We start from the raw sequence: 16,510 nt of genomic DNA on the forward strand, positions 1-16,510 counted from the left end.
TCCGCCTTCCGCCCATGGCCGCACCGGCTTCTTCCCCTGCTGAACTGCGCCGCGCCGTCCTGGCGCAGTGGCGGGCCTACGCCATCGCCGGGGCCTTCAGCGCGGTCGTCAGCGTGCTGATGCTCACGCCCTCGCTGTTCTCGATGCAGGTCTACGACCGGGTGCTGGCCAGCCGCAACGAGCTCACGCTGTGGATGCTCAGCGGCATCACGCTCGGGCTGTTCCTGGTCATGAGCCTGCTCGACTGGGCACGTGGCGAGGTGCTGATGATCGCCAGCATGCGGCTCGACGCCCAGCTGGGCACCCGCGTGTTCGATGCCGCCTTCCAGCGCGGCCTGCGCGGCAACCCGGTCAGCCCGTCGCAGTCGCTGGCCGATCTGGCCCAGGTGCGCCAGTTCATCGGCGGCGCGCCGATGCATGCGCTGTTCGACCTGCCGTGGCTGCCGCTCTACCTGCTGGCGCTCTACCTGGTCCATCCGATGCTGTGCGTCTATTCGGTCGGGGGCTCGCTGCTGCTGGCCGGCCTGACGGCACTGACCGAATGGCTGACCTCCCAGCCGCTGGCCCAGGCCAACACCCAGGCCATCATCGCCAACCAGTTCGCCAACGGCGTGACCCGTCACGCCGAGGCGGTGCAGCCCATGGGCATGCTGCCCGCGCTGCGCCAGCGCTGGCGCGACCGCCAGGACGCGGTGCTCGGCCTGCAGGCCCAGGCCAGCGCCCGCTCCGAGCTGATCGGCGCCTTCACCCGCTTTGCCCGCGTGTCGCTGCAGTCGATGGCCATCGCGCTGGGCGCCTGGCTGGTGCTGCGCAACGAGCTGAGCGGCGGGGCGATGTTCGCCGCCTCGCTGCTGGTCGGCCGGGCCTCGGCGCCGGCCGAGCAGATCATCGGGCTGTGGCGCCAGCTGGTCGCCGCCCGCGGGGCCTGGCAGCGGCTGGACCAGCTGCTCGCCGAGGTCGCGCCGCTGCCGGCCCGCATGGCGCTGCCGCGACCGCTGGGCCATGTGCAGGTCGAGGGCCTGGTGGCCATGTCGCCGGGCACCCAGGTGCCGATCCTGCGGGGCGTGTCGCTGGTGGCCGAGCCGGGCGACATCGTCGGCGTGATCGGGCCGAGCGCCTCGGGCAAGTCGACGCTGTCGCGCATGCTGGTCGGTCTGTGGGCGCCGGCGATGGGCCACGTGCGGCTCGACGGCGCCGACATCGCGCCCTGGGCCCAGGGTGAACTCGGTCCCTACATCGGCTACCTGCCGCAGAGCATCGAGCTGCTCGACGGCACCGTGGCCGAGAACATCGCCCGTTTCGGCCCGGCGGACCCCGAGCTGATCGTCAAGGCCGCCAAGCTCGCCGGCGTGCACGACATGATCCTGCGCCTGGCGCAGGGCTACGACACGATCATCAGCGCCACCGGCGGCATGCTGTCGGGCGGCCAGCGCCAGCGGGTCGCGCTGGCCCGTGCGCTCTACGGCTCGCCGCCGCTGGTGGTGCTCGACGAGCCGAACTCCAACCTCGACGGTGCCGGCGAAGCCGCGCTGCACGACGCGCTCGTCGGCCTGAAGGCCCGCCGCGCCACCGTCTTCGTCATCACCCAGCGCAACGGCGTGCTGGCCATGGCCGACAAGCTGCTGTGGCTGCAGGACGGCCAGGCGATGGCCTACGGCTCCCGCCACGAGGTGCTGCTGCGCCTGTCCGCCGGAGCCGCTCCCGCCGGAGGCGCCGCCCCGCCGCCCCAGGCCCAGGCCCAGGCCCAGGCTCAAGCTCAAGCGAAGGCACAGGCACAGGCTCAGGCTCAGGCTCAGGCACAGGCACAGGCACAGGCACAGGCACAGGCACAGGCACAGGCACAGGCACAGGCACAGGCACAGGCTCAGGCTCAGGCTCAGGCTCAGGCTCAGGCTCAGGCTCAGGCGGCCGCGCGGGCCGCCGAGCCGGCGGCCCGGCCGGCGTCCGATGAGGCGGTCGCGCCATGAAGCTGGGCGAGCGCATCTCGGGCATGGTCGGCGGCTTGCTGCCGCAGCGCAAGGCCGCGCCGGCTGCGGCGCCCAAGGGGCCCCGCAGCACGTTTTCCATCACCGTCGGCGACGGGGACGACGAACCCGCGATGGTGCCGCTGGCCAAGCTCGACATCATCCAGGTGCCCGCCTCCCAGGCCATTCCCGGCACGCCGCCGGTCACCCTCACGCCGGTCGAGCCCGCGGCGCCTGCCCGCGTCCGGACTGCCACGCCGGCCGCGGGGGGCGAGCCCCCGCCGGTCGAGCGACGCCAGGACCCCGCCCGGCGCGAGCGCCAGCCCCGTGCCCCGGTCGAACCTCCGGTGCTGACCGAGCGCCTGCCGGTGCGCGAGCGGCGCGAGCCCGAAGCCAGCCCCGAGCGGGCGGTGGTCGCCGCCGCGCCGACGCCGGTCGCGCTGCCGCTGGCGGGCGGGGCCCCGCTGCGCCCGCCGCTGAGCATCCGCCTGCCCCTGATCGTCGGGCTGAGCGTCATCCTGCTGGGGGGCGTCGGTTTTGTCGGCTGGGCGGCGACCGCGCCGTTGGCCGAGGGGGTGCCGGCCGAGGGTTACGTCAAGATCGAGACCAGCCGCAAGACGGTGCAGCACCTCCGGGGCGGCATCGTCGAGTCGATCCTGATCCGCGACGGTGACGCGGTGAAGGCCAACCAGGTGCTGTTCAAGCTCAACGACACCGAGGTGCGCGGGCGCATGCAGTCGATCGAGTCGCGCCTGATGGCCGCGCTGGCGCTGGAGGCCCGCCTGCTGTCCGAGCGCCGGAGCGACGGCCAGCTGGTCTTCCCGCCCGAGCTGACCGCCCACGCCGGCACGCCCGCCGCCGACGAGGCCATGCGCACCCAGCAGCAGCTCTTCAACGCCCGTCGCACGGGGGTCTACACCGACGTCGCGATCCAGTCCGTCAACACCTCGTCGCTCGAGAGCTACGTGCGCGGCCTGCAGGCCGATGCCCAGGCCAAGACCGAGCAGATCGCGCTGCTCAACCAGGAACTCAAGTCCCAGCGTGACCTGGCCGCGCAGGGATACGTGCCACGCGTGCGGGTCTCCGAGCTGGAGCGCCAGGTGCTGCTGATGCAGGGCCAGCTCAGCGAGGTGCAGGGCAACATCGGCCGGGTGCGCGGCAGCATCTCCGAATCGCGCCTGAAGGTCACGCAGCGCCGCACCGACGTCAGCAAGGACGTCGAGACCCAGCTCACCGAGGTCCAGTCCCGCGTCAACGACCTGCGCGAGCAGATGACCAGCCTGCGCGAGGAGTTCGAGCGCATGGTCATCCGGGCGCCGGGAGACGGCGTGGTCGTCGACCTGCAGGTCCACACCGTCGGTGCCGTCATCAACCCCAGCCAGCGCCTGCTCGACGTCGTGCCGGCCCGCGAGCCGCTGATCGTCGAGGCCCAGGTGCCCGCGCGCCTGTTCGACAACCTGCGTGCCGGCATGGTCTGCGACGTGCGGTTCACCGGCCCCGACCAGAGCGTCACCCGCCCGGTCAAGGGCACCGTCACCTACGTCGCGCCCGACCGCAGCATCGACCCCGCCCGCGGCGACAGCTACTTCGTCACCCGTGTCCAGGTCACCGACCAGGCCCTGGCCGACGCCAACCTCAAGGTGATGCAGCCCGGCATGCCCGCCACCGTGATGATCACCACCGCCGAACGCTCCCTGCTGCACTACCTGGTCTCGCCGCTGATGAAGCGGCTGCCCGGAGCGCTGGCCGAGCGCTGAGGCCCATGAAAAAGCCCGGCGGAGCCGGGCTGTGGTCTGGCGCTGCGGGCGGGTGCCTTATCGGGCGGCGTCCTGCAGGTGGTAGTCGGTCACGCGCTGCACCTCGTTCTTCGAGCCGAGCACGACGCTGACCCGCTCGTGCAGCTTGCCGGGCTGCAGTTCCATGATGCGCTGGTGGCCGTTGGTGGCGATGCCACCGGCCTGCTCGACCAGGAAGGCCATCGGGTTGGCCTCGTACATCAGGCGCAGCTTGCCCGGCTTGTCCGGATCACGCTGGTCCCAGGGGTACATGAAGATGCCGCCGCGCGTCAGGATGCGGTGCACGTCGGCGACCATCGAGGCCACCCAGCGCATGTTGAAGTCCTTGCCGCGCGGGCCTTCCTTGCCGGCCAGGCATTCGTCGATGTAGCGCTTCACCGGCGGGGCCCAGTGGCGCATGTTCGACATGTTGATCGCGAATTCCTTGGTGTCGGCCGGGATCTGCACGTTCTCGCTGGTCAGCACCCAGGAGCCGGTCTCGCGGTCGAGCGTGAACATGGCCACGCCGTCGCCGACGGTCAGCACCAGCGTGGTCTGCGGGCCGTAGACGCAGTAGCCGGCCGCGGCCTGCTGCTTGCCGGGCTGCAGGAAGTCCTCCTCGCTGACGCCGCGCTGGTTGTTGACCTTGCGCAGCACCGAGAAGATGGTGCCGATGGAGACGTTGACGTCGATGTTGCTGGAGCCGTCGAGCGGGTCGAACAGCAGCATGTACTCGCCCTGCGGGTAGCGGTTGGGCACGACGTGGATGGAGTCCATCTCCTCGGACGCCATGGCCGCCAGGTGGCCGCCCCACTCGTTGGCCTCGATCAGCACCTCGTTGGAGATGATGTCGAGCTTCTTCTGCACCTCGCCCTGGACGTTCTCGCTGCCGGCCGTGCCGAGCACCTCGCCCAGCTCGCCCTTGTTGACGGCGATGGCGATGCGCTTGCAGGCGCGTGCCACCACTTCGATCAGCAGGCGCAGCTGGGCCGGGATGTGGCCGTGCTCACGCTGCTGTTCGACCAGGTACTGGGTGAGACTGATGCGTTTGGTCATGTCGGTATGGGCCTTTCGGGGCGACGCAGTTACAGAGTGGTTTCTTGCCTGGGCGGCATCCTAACGGCAGTGGCGCCCAAAACCGAGCGCCACCACCCCCCCATCCTCAGTCTGCCAGCGCACGCGTGACGATTTCTCGCGTGTCGGGCGACAGATCGGGGTGGGCCGCCACCCGTTCGATGGCCGCCTGTGCGGCCGCGCGCAGCGGCTCGGCCAGCGCGCGCCAGCGGTCCAGCGCCCGCGCCAGGCGCGAGGCGAGCTGCGGGTTGATCGGGTCGATCGCGAGCACCTGGGCCGACCAGAAGGCGTAGCCGGCGCCATCGCCGCGGTGGAAGGCGGCCGGGTTCTGCGTCATGGCCATCAGCAGGCTGCGTGCCCGGTTGGGGTTGCGCAGCGTGAAGTCGGCATGCCCGGCCAGCGCCCGGATGCGCTCGAACACGCGGCCTTCGTGCTCGCAGGCCAGGGCCTGCAGCGTGAACCACTTGTCGATGACCAGAGCCTCGCCGCGGAAGAGGGCGTGGAAATGCGCCAGCGCCGGCTCGGCCAGCGGGTGGTGGGCCTGCACCAGGGCCGACAGCGCGCCCAGGCGGTCGGTCATGTTGCTGGCGTCCTTGACCCGCTGGTAGGCGCGGCCGGGCCAGGCGGCATCCCCGCTGGCCACCGACTGCAGCACCAGCATGTGCAGCGCCTGGTTGGCCAGCGCACGGCGGCCTGCGCCCAGCGCGTCGGGGCGGTAGCCACCGGTGTCGCCGTGGGCGGCCCAGGCGGCTTCCCACTGCGGCTGCAGCTGGCGCGCGAGCTCGGCGCGCAGGCCTTCACGCACGGCGTGGATGCGCTGCGGATCGACGGCCTGGCCGCTTTCGGCCAGGCGCTCGGCCACGTAGGCCTCGCTGGGCAGCGTCAGCACCAGCTCCTTGAAGGCGGCGTCCAGCGTGGGCTCGTCGAGCACGGCGCGCAGCGCGCCGGCCAGTGCCGCATCGAGGGCGACCGGCTGCTCGCCGCGCAGGGCCTGCAGCATGCGGTCCAGCGCCAGGCGCTGGCCGGCCTCCCAGCGGTTGAAGGCGTCGCTGTCGTGGGCCAGCAGCGTCAGCAGCTGCTCGTCTGCCGCCGTCCAGTCGAGCACGACCGGGGCGGAAAAACCGCGCAGCAGCGAAGGCACCGGCACACCGTCCAGGCCGGTCAATCCGGTGAACACGAAGGTCTGCCGCTCGGTGTCGAGCACCAGCACCCGCTCGGTGTCGCCCGAGGGGGCTTCGCCCTCGAGCTGCAGCGCCAGCGCCCGCCCGTCGCGGCCGACCAGCCCCACGGCCACCGGGATCACGAAGGCCTGCTTGACCGGCTGGCCGGGCGAGGGCAGGGCGCTCTGGCTCAGCGTCAGCGTGAAGGTGCCGGCTTCGGCGTCGAAGTGGCTGGTGGCCTGCAGGCGGGGCGTGCCCGACTGGCTGTACCAGCGCTTGAAGCCGTCGAGCCGGGTCGCCAGCGCGCTGCCGGGGTTGGCGTCGGCGATGGCCTGGGCAAAGTCGTCGCAGGTCACGGCCTGGCCGTCGTGGCGGGCGAAGTACAGGTCCATGCCGGCCCGGAAGCCGGCGCGGCCGACCAGCGTGGCCATCATGCGCACGACCTCGGCACCCTTCTCGTAGACGGTGGCGGTGTAGAAGTTGTCGATCGCCTGGTAGCTGTCCGGGCGCACCGGGTGGGCCATCGGGCCGGCGTCCTCGACGAACTGGATCTGGCGCAGCTGGCGCACGTCCTCGATGCGCTTGACCGCGCGCGCGCTGGCCTCGCCGGCCATGTCCTGGCTGAACTCCTGGTCGCGGTAGACGGTCAGGCCTTCCTTCAGGCTGAGCTGGAACCAGTCGCGGCAGGTGATGCGGTTGCCGGTCCAGTTGTGGAAGTACTCGTGGCCGACGACGGCCTCGACGTTGCCGAAGTCGATGTCGGTGGCCGTCGCGGGGTTGGCCAGCACGAACTTCGTGTTGAAGATGTTCAGGCCCTTGTTCTCCATCGCGCCCATGTTGAAGTCGCTGACCGCGACGATCATGAAGCGCTCGAGGTCCAGGCTCAGGCCGAAGCGGGCCTCGTCCCAGGCGACCGAGGCGATCAGCGAGTTCATCGCGTGTTCGGTCTTCTCGAGGTCGCCGGCGCGCACGTAGACCTGCAGCAGGTGGTCACGGCCCGAGCGGGCGCGGATCTTCTGCTCGCGGCAGACCAGGTTGCCGGCCACCAGCGCGAACAGGTAGCTGGGCTTGGGGTGCGGGTCGCTCCAGACGGCGTAGTGGCGGCCGTTCTCCAGCGTGCCCTGCTCGACCAGGTTGCCGTTGGACAGCAGCACCGGGAAGGCCCGGGCGTCCGCGCGCAGCGTGACGCGGTAGACGCTCATCACGTCCGGGCGGTCGAGGAAATAGGTGATGCGGCGGAAGCCCTGGGCCTCGCACTGGGTGAAGAAGTTGCCGCCCGAGGTGTAGAGCCCGGACAGCTGGGTGTTCTTCTCGGGCGCGCAGGTGTTGCGGATCTCCAGCGCGAAGGGCTCGGCCGGCAGCTTGTCGAGCACCAGCTGCCCGGCCTCGAAGCGGAAGGACACGCTCTCGCCGTTGACCAGCACCCGCGTGAGCACGATGTCCTCGCCGTCCAGGCGCAGGGCCTCGCCGGCCCGCTCGGGGTTGGGCTCGACCTGCAGGCGGCTGATGACCAGGGTCTTGTGGCCTTCGAGCTCGAAGGTCAGGTCGACGCCGCGGATCCAGTGGGTCGGCGCCAGATAGTCCTCGCGGCGGACCAGGGCAACGCTGCCTTCACGCATGGGGCTTCTCTTTCTGAACGATCGGTAGGGAGTCCGGGATCCGGTGGCCGACGAAGTCGGCGGCGGTCGCGATCACGTTGGGGAAGGCGCCGAACGCGTCGGCGTCCAGGGTGGTGGTCAGGGCCACGGCCGGCATGCCGGCGCGACGGGCCGCCTCGATGCCCAGCGGTGCATCCTCGTAGACGAGGCACTGCGTGGCGGCCAGGCCCAGGCGGCGTGCCGCCTCGAGGAAGATGTCCGGATGCGGCTTGCCGCGCAGCCCGTCGGCCGGGCAGACCACGGCGTCGAAGCGTGCGGCCAGGCCGAAGCGCCGCGCCGCCACCTCGATGTTGGCCGGTGGCGCGGCCGTGCAGATCGCCAGCTTCAGGCCGCGCTCGCGGGCCTGGGCGAGCACCTCGTCCACCCCGGGGATGAGCTGCAGCTCACGCTCGGCGATCTCGCGGTAGAGCACTTCCTTGCGCTCTGCCAGCGCGTCGCGCTCGGACACGCTGCGCCCGGGCAGCATGTCGGCCAGGATCTCCTGGTTGGTCCGGCCTGCGGTGGCCTGGAAAAAACCGTCCTCGTCGAAGGGCAGGCCGATCTCGGCATGCCACAGCGCCCAGGAGCGGTCATGCAGCTGCATGCTGTCGATCAGCGTGCCGTCCATGTCGAAGAGCAGACCGGCCACGTCGTGGCCGGACACCGCAGGAGGAAGGCTCATGGCTCAGAGTCCCGATTTCAGGCTGGCTTCGATGAAGGCGTCGAGGTCACCGTCGAGCACCTTCTGGGTGTTGGAGATCTCGACGTTGGTGCGCAGGTCCTTGATGCGGCTGTTGTCCAGCACGTAGCTGCGGATCTGGTGGCCCCAGCCGACGTCGGTCTTCGTGTCCTCGAGCTTCTGCTGCTCTTCCTGGCGCTTGCGCAGCTCGTGGTCGTAGAGCCGCGAGCGCAGGCGCTTCCAGGCCACGTCGCGGTTGCTGTGCTGGCTGCGGCCGTCCTGGCACTGCACGACGATGCCCGTCGGGATGTGCGTCAGCCGCACCGCCGAGTCGGTCTTGTTGATGTGCTGGCCGCCCGCGCCCGAGGCCCGGAAGGTGTCGGTGCGCACGTCCGACGGGTTGATGTCGATCTCGATCGAGTCATCGACTTCCGGGTAGACGAACAGCGAGGCGAAGGACGTGTGGCGTCCGCCCGACGAGTCGAACGGGCTCTTGCGCACGAGCCGGTGCACGCCGGTCTCGGTGCGCAGGTGGCCGAAGGCGTAGTCGCCCTCGACCTTGATGGTCGCGCTCTTGATGCCGGCGGTGTCGCCTTCGGTCTGGTCCTCGACCGTGGCCTTGAAGCCCTTGCGCTCGCAGTACTTCAGGTACTGGCGCAGCAGCATGCTGGCCCAGTCGCAGGCCTCGGTGCCGCCGGCGCCGGCCTGGATGTCGACGAAGCAGCTCAGCGGGTCGGCCGGGTTGCTGAACATGCGGCGGAACTCGAGCTGCTCGACGGTGGCGCGCAGCGTGGCCGTCTCGGCCTCGATCGCCTCGAGCGACTCGAAGTCCTCTTCGGCCTTCGTCATCTCGAACAGCTCGGCGTTGTCGGCCAGCTGCGACTTCAGGTGGTCGATGGTGGCGACCACGTCCTCGAGCGACTTCTTTTCCTTGCCCAGCTCCTGGGCGCGTTTCGGGTCGTTCCAGACCGCCGGGTTTTCCAGGGCGGCGTTGACTTCATTCAGGCGGAGGGACTTTTGATCGTAGTCAAAGGTACCCCCTTAGCGCTTCTGTGCGCTCGCCCAGATCGGACAGCGAGCTGCCGATGGCGTTGATGCGTTCGATGTCCATGTGGGTGTCCGTGAGGAACCAGATGAGGGAGGGGTGCATTTTCGCATGGCGGCACCGCGTGCTTTTCCCTCTTGCACGAATCTGACGTGCCGCTCACCATGGAAGGCTGTGCTTTGATGATGAGGCCGGACCCGCGACGAGGCGGAGGCCGGCCCGGGAGACCCAGTCCATGAGTGCGACGATGTCCGGAACGCCCGGGGCGGCCAGCGGTCCGCCGGATGCCCCCGCGGCGCTTGTGTCTCCCCAGGCCGGCCGGGTCGTCGCGCTGCGGCCTGCGCGTTACCAGCAGCTGCGGGAGCTGTCGGGTGGCCTGGACATGGCGAAGGAGCCTGCCCGGCCGCTGCGCACCCACCCCGAGGTCGAGCAAGCCCGGGCCATCCGGGTGCGTTTCTGGCGCCGCACCCGCCTGCTGACGCTGGCGCTGCTGGCCGTCTGGCTGGTGGTGACGCTGACGGTGAGCTACTTCGCCCGCGAACTGAGCCCGATCGTCGCCGGCTGGCCGCTGAGCTTCTGGGGCGCCGCCCAGGGTGCGCTGATCGTCTACGTGCTGATCATCGTCGCCTATTCCTGGGTGATGGACCGGCTGGAGCAGTCCTGCCAGGACGAGCTGCGGCTGTCGCGCCGCCAGGACTGAACGGCCTGGTCGCCGCCTTTCCCGGAGGGGGCTCAGGCCAGGTGGCGCCGCAGCGTGTCGGCCAGCGCCTCGGGCTGGTCGTGGTGCAGCATGTGGCCGCTGGGGCTCAGGCGCTGGCGCGACAGCTGCGGCACCACCGCCAGCCGCTGCTCGAACTCGCTGCGCGGGTAGCGGTGGCCCCACCACACGGCGGTGTCGGTCAGGTCGCCATCGACCCACAGCACCGGGGCGCTGATGGCCCGCCAGCAGGCCAGCACCTCGTCGACGTGGTAGAGCACCGGGTTGACCTGCTTGTGGGCCGCGTCGGCGAGCAGGTGCCAGCGGCCGGCCTCGTCGCGGTGCGACCAGTGCGCGGCCAGCCAGGCGGCCCGTGGTGCGCTCAGCCTCGGGTTGTTGCGGCGCAGCCGGGCGGCCACGTCGTCGACGCTGCGGTAGCTCTGCAGCGTGCCCGGAGACTGCAGGCCGTCGAGCCACTGCCGGTAGCGCTCGGGCGCCTGTTCGGGCCGGGTCGCGGGCAGGCCGAAACCCTCCAGGTTGACCAGCCGGCGGATGCGCTGCGGGCGCACGCCGGCATAGACCATCGCGATGTTGCCGCCCATGCTGTGGCCGACCAGGTCGACCGGCGTGTCGCTGGCCAGGCCCAGCGCCGGCTGGCGCAGCAGCGCGTCCAGATCGGCCAGGTAGTCGGGAAACCAGTAGCTGTCGGCCCCGGGCACGCGGGTCCAGCCGAAACCGCGCCAGTCCGGTGCGACGATGAAACGGGCCTCACCCTCGCGCTCGGCCAGCGCGTCGACCAGGAACTGGAAGGACGCGGCCACGTCCATCCAGCCGTGCAGCAGCACCAGGGCCGGTCGCTGCGCCGTGACGGTCGAGGCGTCGCCCCAGCAGCGCACGTGGTACTGCAGGCCGCGCACGTCCAGCCAGAGCGAGCGGCCATGCTGCAGGGGCTGGTAGCGGGCCTCGGGGCGGGTGCAGTCGTCCATCGTGCGGTCGGCCTCGCTGGGGGTTCAGATCGTTTCGGGCGGGTCCTGGAAACGACCGGCCCGGTAGGTCAGCACCAGCGTGTCGCGCCAGCCGCGCTCGCCCATCGGCTGGATGGGGGTGCTTTCATGGATGACCCGGTCGTCGTCGAGCAGCAGCGCGCTCCAGGGCTGGTCGAGCGTGAAGCGCACGCCGTGCGGGCCGTCGGCCTGGAACACCCGCGTCTCGCCGCCCAGCACGCCGCTGCGCTGCACCAGCACGACGGCCACGAAGTTCACGCCGTCGCGGTGCGCCCCTTCGGGCGTGGGCCGGCCCACGCCGCCGGTGGTGTCGATGCGGAAGGGATGGGCCTCGATGAACCAGCGGCCGTCGAAGGCCGGCTCGCTGGCCGTCGGGTGGGCGGCCTCGGCGAAGATCCGGCCCAGCCCCTGCACCAGCGCGAGGAAGGCGGGCGAGTCCGCCAGCCCGGCGTCGAGCGGCGCGAAGTGGCGCAGCATGCCGCCGTGCAGGGCGTTGTAGGTGGTCGGCTGCCAGTGCGGGCGGTGCGGCACGGTCGTCAGCGTGCCGCGGCTCACGTCCTGCACCAGGCTGCCATGGCGCCGGCTGCGGTAGCGACCGCCGTCCTTCAGGTGCGCGTCGGGCGGCAGGTCGTCCCAGGCCGGCTCGAGCGTGTGCAGCACCTCGAGCGAGGTGTCGGCGAGCCGGGCGACGGTGGCCGGCGACAGGCGGGCAAAACCTTGGCGGGCCAGCAGGGCCGAGGCGGTTCCGGCGGCCGCGGGGTCCAGGGGTTCGGGTTGGGGCAGGGGGGAAGACATGCGCCGATTGTGCCCGCACCACCACGGCGGGTCCTGCGCCGGCTCTGTGTCTCGCCCCGTGCGCCAGGGCGCTCAGTGCACCTCGGGTTCGTGGTCGCGGCGCCATTGCGCCAGCAGCATCGCCACGACCATCAGCGCCGCGCCGCCCCAGCCGCGCAGGCCCAGCTGATCGCCCATGAAGGCCCAGCCCGCCAGCGCGGAGAACACGCCTTCGCTGCTGTAGATGATGGCCGCGTGCGAGGCCTGCGCGGTGCGCTGGGCCACGACCTGCAGCGTGTAGGCCAGGCCGACCGACAGCACCCCGCCGTAGGCGATGGCGCCGGCGGCCTGGCTGAGCGCGGCCGCGCTCAGCGGCTCGCGCCACAGCGCCACGGCCAGCGACAGCAGCCCGGCGATCGTGTACTGCAGCACCGCCAGGCGCAGCGTGTCGTGCCGGCGGGCGTAGACGCCCACCAGCATCATGTGCACCGCCCACAGCCCGGCCCCGCCGAGCTGCAGCCAGTCGCCCGCGGCGATGCCGGCGTCGGGCTGGACGCTCAGCAGGTAGAGCCCGCCAGCGGCCAGGCCCACGGCCGCCCAGGTCGACCCGGGGGCCCGTTCACCGAACGCCAGCATCAGCACCGGCACGATCACCACGTACAGCCCGGTGATGAAGCCCGCATTGCTCACCGAGGTGCCCAGCAGGCCGACCTGCTGCAGGTTCACCGCGGCGAACAGCACCAGCCCCAGCACCAGGCCGGCGGGCACGATGCCGCGGCTCTCGTGCACCGGGTGGGTCGCCAGCGGGCCCGGACGCCACCACCACAGCGGCGCGACCATCGCCGCCCCCAGCAGGAAGCGGGCGCCGGTGTAGAGAAAGGGGCCGATCGTGTCCATGCCCAGGCGCTGGGCGACGAAGGTCGAGCCCCAGATGGCCGCGGCCGCCAGCATCAGCAGGTCGGTGCGCAGGGTGCGGGAGGAAGGAGTCATGCAGCAGGCCGGAGGCAAACCGCCGAGCCTACCTCAGCACGGCGGGCCCGCCTGCGGCACACTGGCGGCCCCGAGCTTGTGGAACCTGTCATGACGACCCTGACCCCTGTCCGACTCGGCCGCAGCGACCTGCTGGTCAGCCCGATCTGCCTGGGCACGATGACCTTCGGCGAGCAGGTCGACGCGCCCCTGGCGCATGCGCTGCTGGACCGTGCCCTCGAGCGTGGCATCGACTTCATCGACACCGCCGAGATGTATGCGGTGCCGCCGCGGCGCGAGACCTTCGGCGCCACCGAGCGCATCCTCGGCGAGTGGTTCGCGGCCCGGCCGTCGCGCCGTGACCAGGTGGTGCTGGCCAGCAAGGTGGCCGGCCCGTCGCGCGGCATGGACTGGATCCGCGGCGGCAGCGCCGACCTGAAGGCCGCCGACATCGTGCAGGCCTGCGAGGACAGCCTGAAGCGGCTGCGCACCGACATGATCGATCTCTACCAGATCCACTGGCCGGTGCGGCCGGTGCCGATGTTCGGCAGCGTCTACTTCGACCCCGCGCCGCCGGCCGAGGCGCACAGCTCGATCGAGGAGCAGCTGCGGGCGCTGGCCCGCCTGGTCGAGCAGGGCAAGGTGCGTGCGGTCGGGCTGTCCAACGAGACGCCCCACGGCGTCAGCGAGTTCGTGCGCCTGGCCGAACAGGCCGGACTGCCGCGCATCGCCACCGTGCAGAACCCCTACTGCCTGATCAACCGGGTGAGCGACAACGCGCTGGACGAGGTGATGCACCACCTGGACGTGTCGCTGCTGGCCTATTCGCCGCTGGGCTTCGGCCTGCTGACGGGCAAGTACGACGAAGGGGGTTTCGACGATCCGCGGCAGACCGGCCGCATGGCGCTGTTCGAGCGCATGAAGCAGCAGCGCTGGGGCCGGCCCGAGTCGCTCGCGGCCGCGCGGGCCTACAACCGGCTGGCCCGCGAGCACGGCCTCACGCCCACCCAGCTGGCGCTGGCCTTCTGCTACCGGCGCTGGAGCGTGGCCAGCACCATCATCGGCGTGACGACGATGGCCCAGCTCGACGAGGACATCGACGCCTGGTCGGTGCCGATCGGCCCGGAGCTGTCGGCGGCGATCGACGCGATCCGCTGGGTGCACCGCGACCCGGCGCAGTGAGCGCGGGGTTCAGGGCGGCAGGCGCTGCAGCCGCTCCAGGCGCTGCAGCACGCGCTGCGGATCGAAGCCGAGCTGCACCTGGCCGGCGACCCGCACGACGGGCGTGCCGGACGCCCCGGTGCGCTCGTGCTCACGCCGGCACTCGGCGTCGCGCTCGATCAGGCATTCGCTGAACGCCACCTGCTGGCGCTGCAGCCAGTCCCGGGCGCGGTCGCAGTGGTGGCAGTCCGTCGACGAGATCAGCCTCAGCTCGCCCGGACGGACCTGGGCCCGCAGCCCGGCGCCCAGCTGCCGGTCCTGCCAGTGGCGCAGCCCGGTCGAGGCCAGCGCGCCCAGTGCCACCAGTCCCGCGAGCGTCAGCGCGAGGCGCCAGGACGACACGGGCGCCGGGTTCACGCGCCGCCGTGGTCCGGGCGGGGCTCGGCGGTGGCGGCGGTGACCACCACCTCGATCTTCCACTCCGGGCGGGCCAGGCGGGCCTGCACCGTCGCCCGCGGCGGGGTGTGGCCGGGCACGACCCAGGTGTCCCAGACCGCGTTCATGCCGTCGAAATCGGCCAGGTCAGCCAGGTAGATCTGCACCATCAGCAGGCGCGAGCGGTCGCTGCCGGCCCGCTCGAGCAGGCGGTCGATCATCGCCAGCACCTGCGTGGTCTGGCCGGTGATGTCCTGGCTGGCGTCGTCGGGCACCTGCCCGGCGAGGTGGATGGTGCCGTGGTGGATGGCCGCCTCCGACAGGCGCGGACCGACGTCAAGGCGTTGCAGCGAGCTCATTTTTTCCTGGCCTTTCGGGCCGGCGTCGTGTCCGGCGGGGTGGGGGCGGCCTTCTGGCCGATGCGGCTTTCCTGGCCGCGCAGCAGCTTGTCGATGTTGGCGCGGTGGCGCGCGATCAGCAGCGCGCTCATCACCGCCAGGGCCAGCGTGGCCAGCGACGGATCCCAGCCGATGACCTGGATCAGCGGCGCCAGGCCGGCGGCGATCAGCGCGGCCAGCGACGAATAGCGGGTGGTGTAGGCCACCAGCAGCCACAGCAGCAGCGTGATCAGCCCCAGCAGCGGATGGAAGCCCAGCAGCACGCCGGCGGCCGTGGCCACGCCCTTGCCACCCTTGAAGCCGAAGAACACCGGCCACAGGTGGCCCAGGAACGCGGCCAGGCCGACCAGCGCGGCGGCGTTGTCGGTGGCGTCCGGCCCGAGGCCGAGCCGGTCGCCGAAGGCGCCGACCAGCGCGACGGGCACCAGGCCCTTCAGGGCGTCGAACAGCAGCGTCAGCGCGGCCGCCTTCTTGTTGCCCGAGCGCAGCACATTGGTCGCCCCCGGGTTGCCCGAGCCGTAGGCGCGGGGGTCGTCGAGGCCCATCAGGCGGCTGACGATGACGGCGAAAGAAAGCGAGCCGATCAGATAGGCCGCGACCATCAGGGCGAGGGTCCAGAGCAGGGTCATGGGCATGAAGCGTCGATCAAGGGGAAACAGGACAGCGGGCGGACCGCACCGCCGCGGCAGCGCCGCCTGAGCGGGCCGCGCGCCGCGCAGTGTACGCGCGGCATCGGCCGGCCCGTCGGGGCCGACGCCCCGCCATCACGCCGATCAGCCGATCGACGAGGGGTCGATCGCCTCGACGGCCCGGGCACCGATCAGCGTGCCCAGCACCGAAGGATCGAGGCCGACCAGGTAGCCCCGGCGGCCGCCGTTGATGTAGATGCGCGGCAGCGCCAGGATGCCGGCCTCGACGTAGACCGGCACGGCCTTGCGGAAACCGAATGGCGAGGTGCCGCCCACCTGGTAGCCGCTGTGGCGCTGGGCCACTTCGGGCCTGCAGGGCTCGATCTTCTTGGCGCCGACCTGGCGGGCCAGGTTCTTGGTGCTGACCTGGCGGTCGCCGTGCATCAGCACGATCAGCGGCCGGGCGTCCTGGTCCTGCATCACCAGCGTCTTGACCACCTGGTGCTCGGCCACGCCGAGCTGGCGCGCCGACTCGCCCGTGCCGCCGTGCTCGACGTAGTCGTAGGGGTGCTCGCTGAAGTCGACCCCGTGGCTGCGCAGGAACTGCGTGGCGGGGGTCTCGCTGACGTGGGCGGTCTTCCTGGCCATCGGGCGGGTCAGTCCTGGTGCTCGTCGAAGCTCAGGCCGTTGTCGGCCATCCATTCGCGGGCGGCGCGGAAGGCCTCGATCGCCGCCGGCGCCCCGGCATAAGGCGCCACGTGCAGCAGCACCTCGCGGATCTCGCGCAGCGTCGCGCCGTTGTTCATCGCGCCGCGCAGGTGGCCTTTCAGCTCCTGGCTGCGGCCCATGGCGGCCAGCATCGCCACGGTGCACAGGCTGCGCTGCCGGAGCTCGAGCCCGTCGCGCAGCCAGGTCGAACCCCAGGCGTGTTCACTGACGTGGGCCTGCAGCGGGCGCGAGAAGTCGTCGGCCTGGGCCAGCGCGCGGTCGACGAAGGTGTCGCCCATCACCTGGCGGCGGCGCTGTTCACCCGGGTGGCGGGCAGCGGGTTCGGGCGTGGGGGCGGTGGTGTCGGTCATGTCGGCGAGGGGGGCAAAAGGTCGATCGGG

General features: G+C 71.5%; 16 protein-coding genes. 4 read left to right on the forward strand and 12 right to left on the reverse strand.

All coding sequences use genetic code 11. The features are described from left to right. Positions 1-14: 14 nt before the first annotated feature. Both C7444_RS12710 and C7444_RS12715 read left to right on the forward strand, forming a co-directional pair. A complete protein-coding gene (locus C7444_RS12710) occupies positions 15-1,967 on the forward strand; it encodes a type I secretion system permease/ATPase (RefSeq protein ID WP_110401227.1) in 1,953 nt (650 codons plus the stop codon). Beyond that, positions 1,964-3,721, forward strand: a complete 1,758-nt coding sequence (locus tag C7444_RS12715; RefSeq protein WP_110401228.1) for an HlyD family type I secretion periplasmic adaptor subunit — start codon at positions 1,964-1,966, stop codon at positions 3,719-3,721. The genes C7444_RS12710 and C7444_RS12715 overlap by 4 nt, the downstream gene beginning before the upstream one ends. 57 nt (positions 3,722-3,778) lie before the next feature. On the opposite strand, the gene C7444_RS12720 is transcribed toward C7444_RS12715, so the two are convergent. The 4 genes from C7444_RS12720 to prfB form a co-directional block, all read right to left on the reverse strand. Continuing rightward, positions 3,779-4,795 (reverse strand): class 1 fructose-bisphosphatase, encoded by a 1,017-nt coding sequence (locus tag C7444_RS12720; RefSeq protein ID WP_110401229.1) that lies wholly within the window; start codon positions 4,793-4,795, stop codon positions 3,779-3,781. A 106-nt stretch (positions 4,796-4,901) separates the two neighbouring features. Further along, positions 4,902-7,592 (reverse strand): aminopeptidase N, encoded by a 2,691-nt coding sequence (gene pepN, locus C7444_RS12725; RefSeq protein ID WP_110401230.1) that lies wholly within the window; start codon positions 7,590-7,592, stop codon positions 4,902-4,904. Beyond that, positions 7,585-8,292: an HAD family hydrolase gene (locus tag C7444_RS12730; protein ID WP_110401231.1), complete on the reverse strand. Its 708-nt coding sequence runs from the start codon at positions 8,290-8,292 to the stop codon at positions 7,585-7,587. Before C7444_RS12730 ends, pepN begins: the two co-directional genes overlap by 8 nt. A gap of 3 nt (positions 8,293-8,295) precedes the next feature. After that, a protein-coding gene (prfB, locus tag C7444_RS12735; protein WP_110401292.1) for a peptide chain release factor 2 occupies positions 8,296-9,400 on the reverse strand; the annotation gives its coding sequence in 2 pieces (ribosomal slippage) (positions 8,296-9,318 and positions 9,320-9,400; 1,104 coding nt in all). 181 nt (positions 9,401-9,581) lie between these two features. On the opposite strand from prfB, the gene C7444_RS12740 reads away from it, so the two are divergent. After that, positions 9,582-10,034 (forward strand): DUF4212 domain-containing protein, encoded by a 453-nt coding sequence (locus C7444_RS12740; RefSeq protein ID WP_310732630.1) that lies wholly within the window; start codon positions 9,582-9,584, stop codon positions 10,032-10,034. A gap of 32 nt (positions 10,035-10,066) precedes the next feature. Here the strand turns inward: C7444_RS12740 and C7444_RS12745 are convergent, their stop codons facing one another. The 3 genes from C7444_RS12745 to C7444_RS12755 all read right to left on the reverse strand — a co-directional run bounded on the left by C7444_RS12745 (position 10,067) and on the right by C7444_RS12755 (position 12,799). Continuing rightward, positions 10,067-11,017 (reverse strand): alpha/beta fold hydrolase, encoded by a 951-nt coding sequence (locus tag C7444_RS12745; protein WP_110401232.1) that lies wholly within the window; start codon positions 11,015-11,017, stop codon positions 10,067-10,069. Positions 11,018-11,041: 24 nt separating this feature from the next. Continuing rightward, a complete protein-coding gene (locus C7444_RS12750) occupies positions 11,042-11,830 on the reverse strand; it encodes a 2OG-Fe dioxygenase family protein (RefSeq protein ID WP_110401233.1) in 789 nt (262 codons plus the stop codon). Positions 11,831-11,902: 72 nt separating this feature from the next. Then, positions 11,903-12,799, reverse strand: coding sequence for a DMT family transporter (locus tag C7444_RS12755; protein WP_110401234.1), 897 nt, complete (start codon positions 12,797-12,799; stop codon positions 11,903-11,905). A 99-nt stretch (positions 12,800-12,898) separates the two neighbouring features. Between C7444_RS12755 and C7444_RS12760 the strand changes: the two genes are divergently transcribed. Beyond that, complete coding sequence (locus C7444_RS12760) at positions 12,899-13,960, forward strand: aldo/keto reductase (RefSeq protein ID WP_110401294.1); 1,062 nt, start codon at positions 12,899-12,901, stop codon at positions 13,958-13,960. Between the two features lie 9 nt (positions 13,961-13,969). Here C7444_RS12760 and C7444_RS12765 read toward each other — a convergent pair whose 3' ends face one another. The 5 genes from C7444_RS12765 to C7444_RS12785 form a co-directional block, all read right to left on the reverse strand. After that, positions 13,970-14,341 carry a glutaredoxin family protein gene (locus tag C7444_RS12765; RefSeq protein ID WP_170130747.1) on the reverse strand — a complete coding sequence of 124 codons (372 nt, stop codon included), beginning with the start codon at positions 14,339-14,341 and terminating at the stop codon, positions 13,970-13,972. An 11-nt stretch (positions 14,342-14,352) separates the two neighbouring features. After that, positions 14,353-14,733 carry a RidA family protein gene (locus C7444_RS12770; RefSeq protein WP_110401236.1) on the reverse strand — a complete coding sequence of 127 codons (381 nt, stop codon included), beginning with the start codon at positions 14,731-14,733 and terminating at the stop codon, positions 14,353-14,355. Next, entirely contained in the window at positions 14,730-15,401 is a 672-nt protein-coding gene (plsY, locus tag C7444_RS12775; protein WP_110401295.1) for a glycerol-3-phosphate 1-O-acyltransferase PlsY, read from the reverse strand. Before plsY ends, C7444_RS12770 begins: the two co-directional genes overlap by 4 nt. Positions 15,402-15,545: 144 nt before the next feature. Next, positions 15,546-16,049, reverse strand: a complete 504-nt coding sequence (locus C7444_RS12780) for an aminoacyl-tRNA deacylase (protein ID WP_110401237.1) — start codon at positions 16,047-16,049, stop codon at positions 15,546-15,548. Between the two features lie 8 nt (positions 16,050-16,057). Beyond that, on the reverse strand, positions 16,058-16,480 hold the full coding sequence (locus tag C7444_RS12785) for a carboxymuconolactone decarboxylase family protein (RefSeq protein WP_110401238.1): 423 nt from the start codon (positions 16,478-16,480) through the stop codon (positions 16,058-16,060). Positions 16,481-16,510: the final 30 nt, after the last annotated feature.

It is taken from the genome of Sphaerotilus hippei (assembly GCF_003201595.1).
Taxonomy (GTDB): domain Bacteria; phylum Pseudomonadota; class Gammaproteobacteria; order Burkholderiales; family Burkholderiaceae_C; genus Sphaerotilus; species Sphaerotilus hippei.

What these genes read in the sequence shown, in the direction of transcription:
- C7444_RS12770 (WP_110401236.1), bottom strand. Translation starts at nt 14,733, where the DNA reads ATGAGCTCGCTGCAACGCCTTGACGTCGGTCCGCGCCTGTCGGAGGCG.
- C7444_RS12785 (WP_110401238.1), bottom strand. Translation starts at nt 16,480, where the DNA reads ATGACCGACACCACCGCCCCCACGCCCGAACCCGCTGCCCGCCACCCG.
- C7444_RS12720 (WP_110401229.1), bottom strand. Translation starts at nt 4,795, where the DNA reads ATGACCAAACGCATCAGTCTCACCCAGTACCTGGTCGAACAGCAGCGT.
- C7444_RS12745 (WP_110401232.1), bottom strand. Translation starts at nt 11,017, where the DNA reads ATGGACGACTGCACCCGCCCCGAGGCCCGCTACCAGCCCCTGCAGCAT.
- C7444_RS12780 (WP_110401237.1), bottom strand. Translation starts at nt 16,049, where the DNA reads ATGGCCAGGAAGACCGCCCACGTCAGCGAGACCCCCGCCACGCAGTTC.
- C7444_RS12740 (WP_310732630.1), top strand. Translation starts at nt 9,582, where the DNA reads ATGTCCGGAACGCCCGGGGCGGCCAGCGGTCCGCCGGATGCCCCCGCG.
- C7444_RS12755 (WP_110401234.1), bottom strand. Translation starts at nt 12,799, where the DNA reads ATGACTCCTTCCTCCCGCACCCTGCGCACCGACCTGCTGATGCTGGCG.
- pepN (WP_110401230.1), bottom strand. Translation starts at nt 7,592, where the DNA reads ATGCGTGAAGGCAGCGTTGCCCTGGTCCGCCGCGAGGACTATCTGGCG.
- C7444_RS12750 (WP_110401233.1), bottom strand. Translation starts at nt 11,830, where the DNA reads ATGTCTTCCCCCCTGCCCCAACCCGAACCCCTGGACCCCGCGGCCGCC.
- C7444_RS12730 (WP_110401231.1), bottom strand. Translation starts at nt 8,292, where the DNA reads ATGAGCCTTCCTCCTGCGGTGTCCGGCCACGACGTGGCCGGTCTGCTC.
- C7444_RS12710 (WP_110401227.1), top strand. Translation starts at nt 15, where the DNA reads ATGGCCGCACCGGCTTCTTCCCCTGCTGAACTGCGCCGCGCCGTCCTG.
- C7444_RS12715 (WP_110401228.1), top strand. Translation starts at nt 1,964, where the DNA reads ATGAAGCTGGGCGAGCGCATCTCGGGCATGGTCGGCGGCTTGCTGCCG.
- plsY (WP_110401295.1), bottom strand. Translation starts at nt 15,401, where the DNA reads ATGACCCTGCTCTGGACCCTCGCCCTGATGGTCGCGGCCTATCTGATC.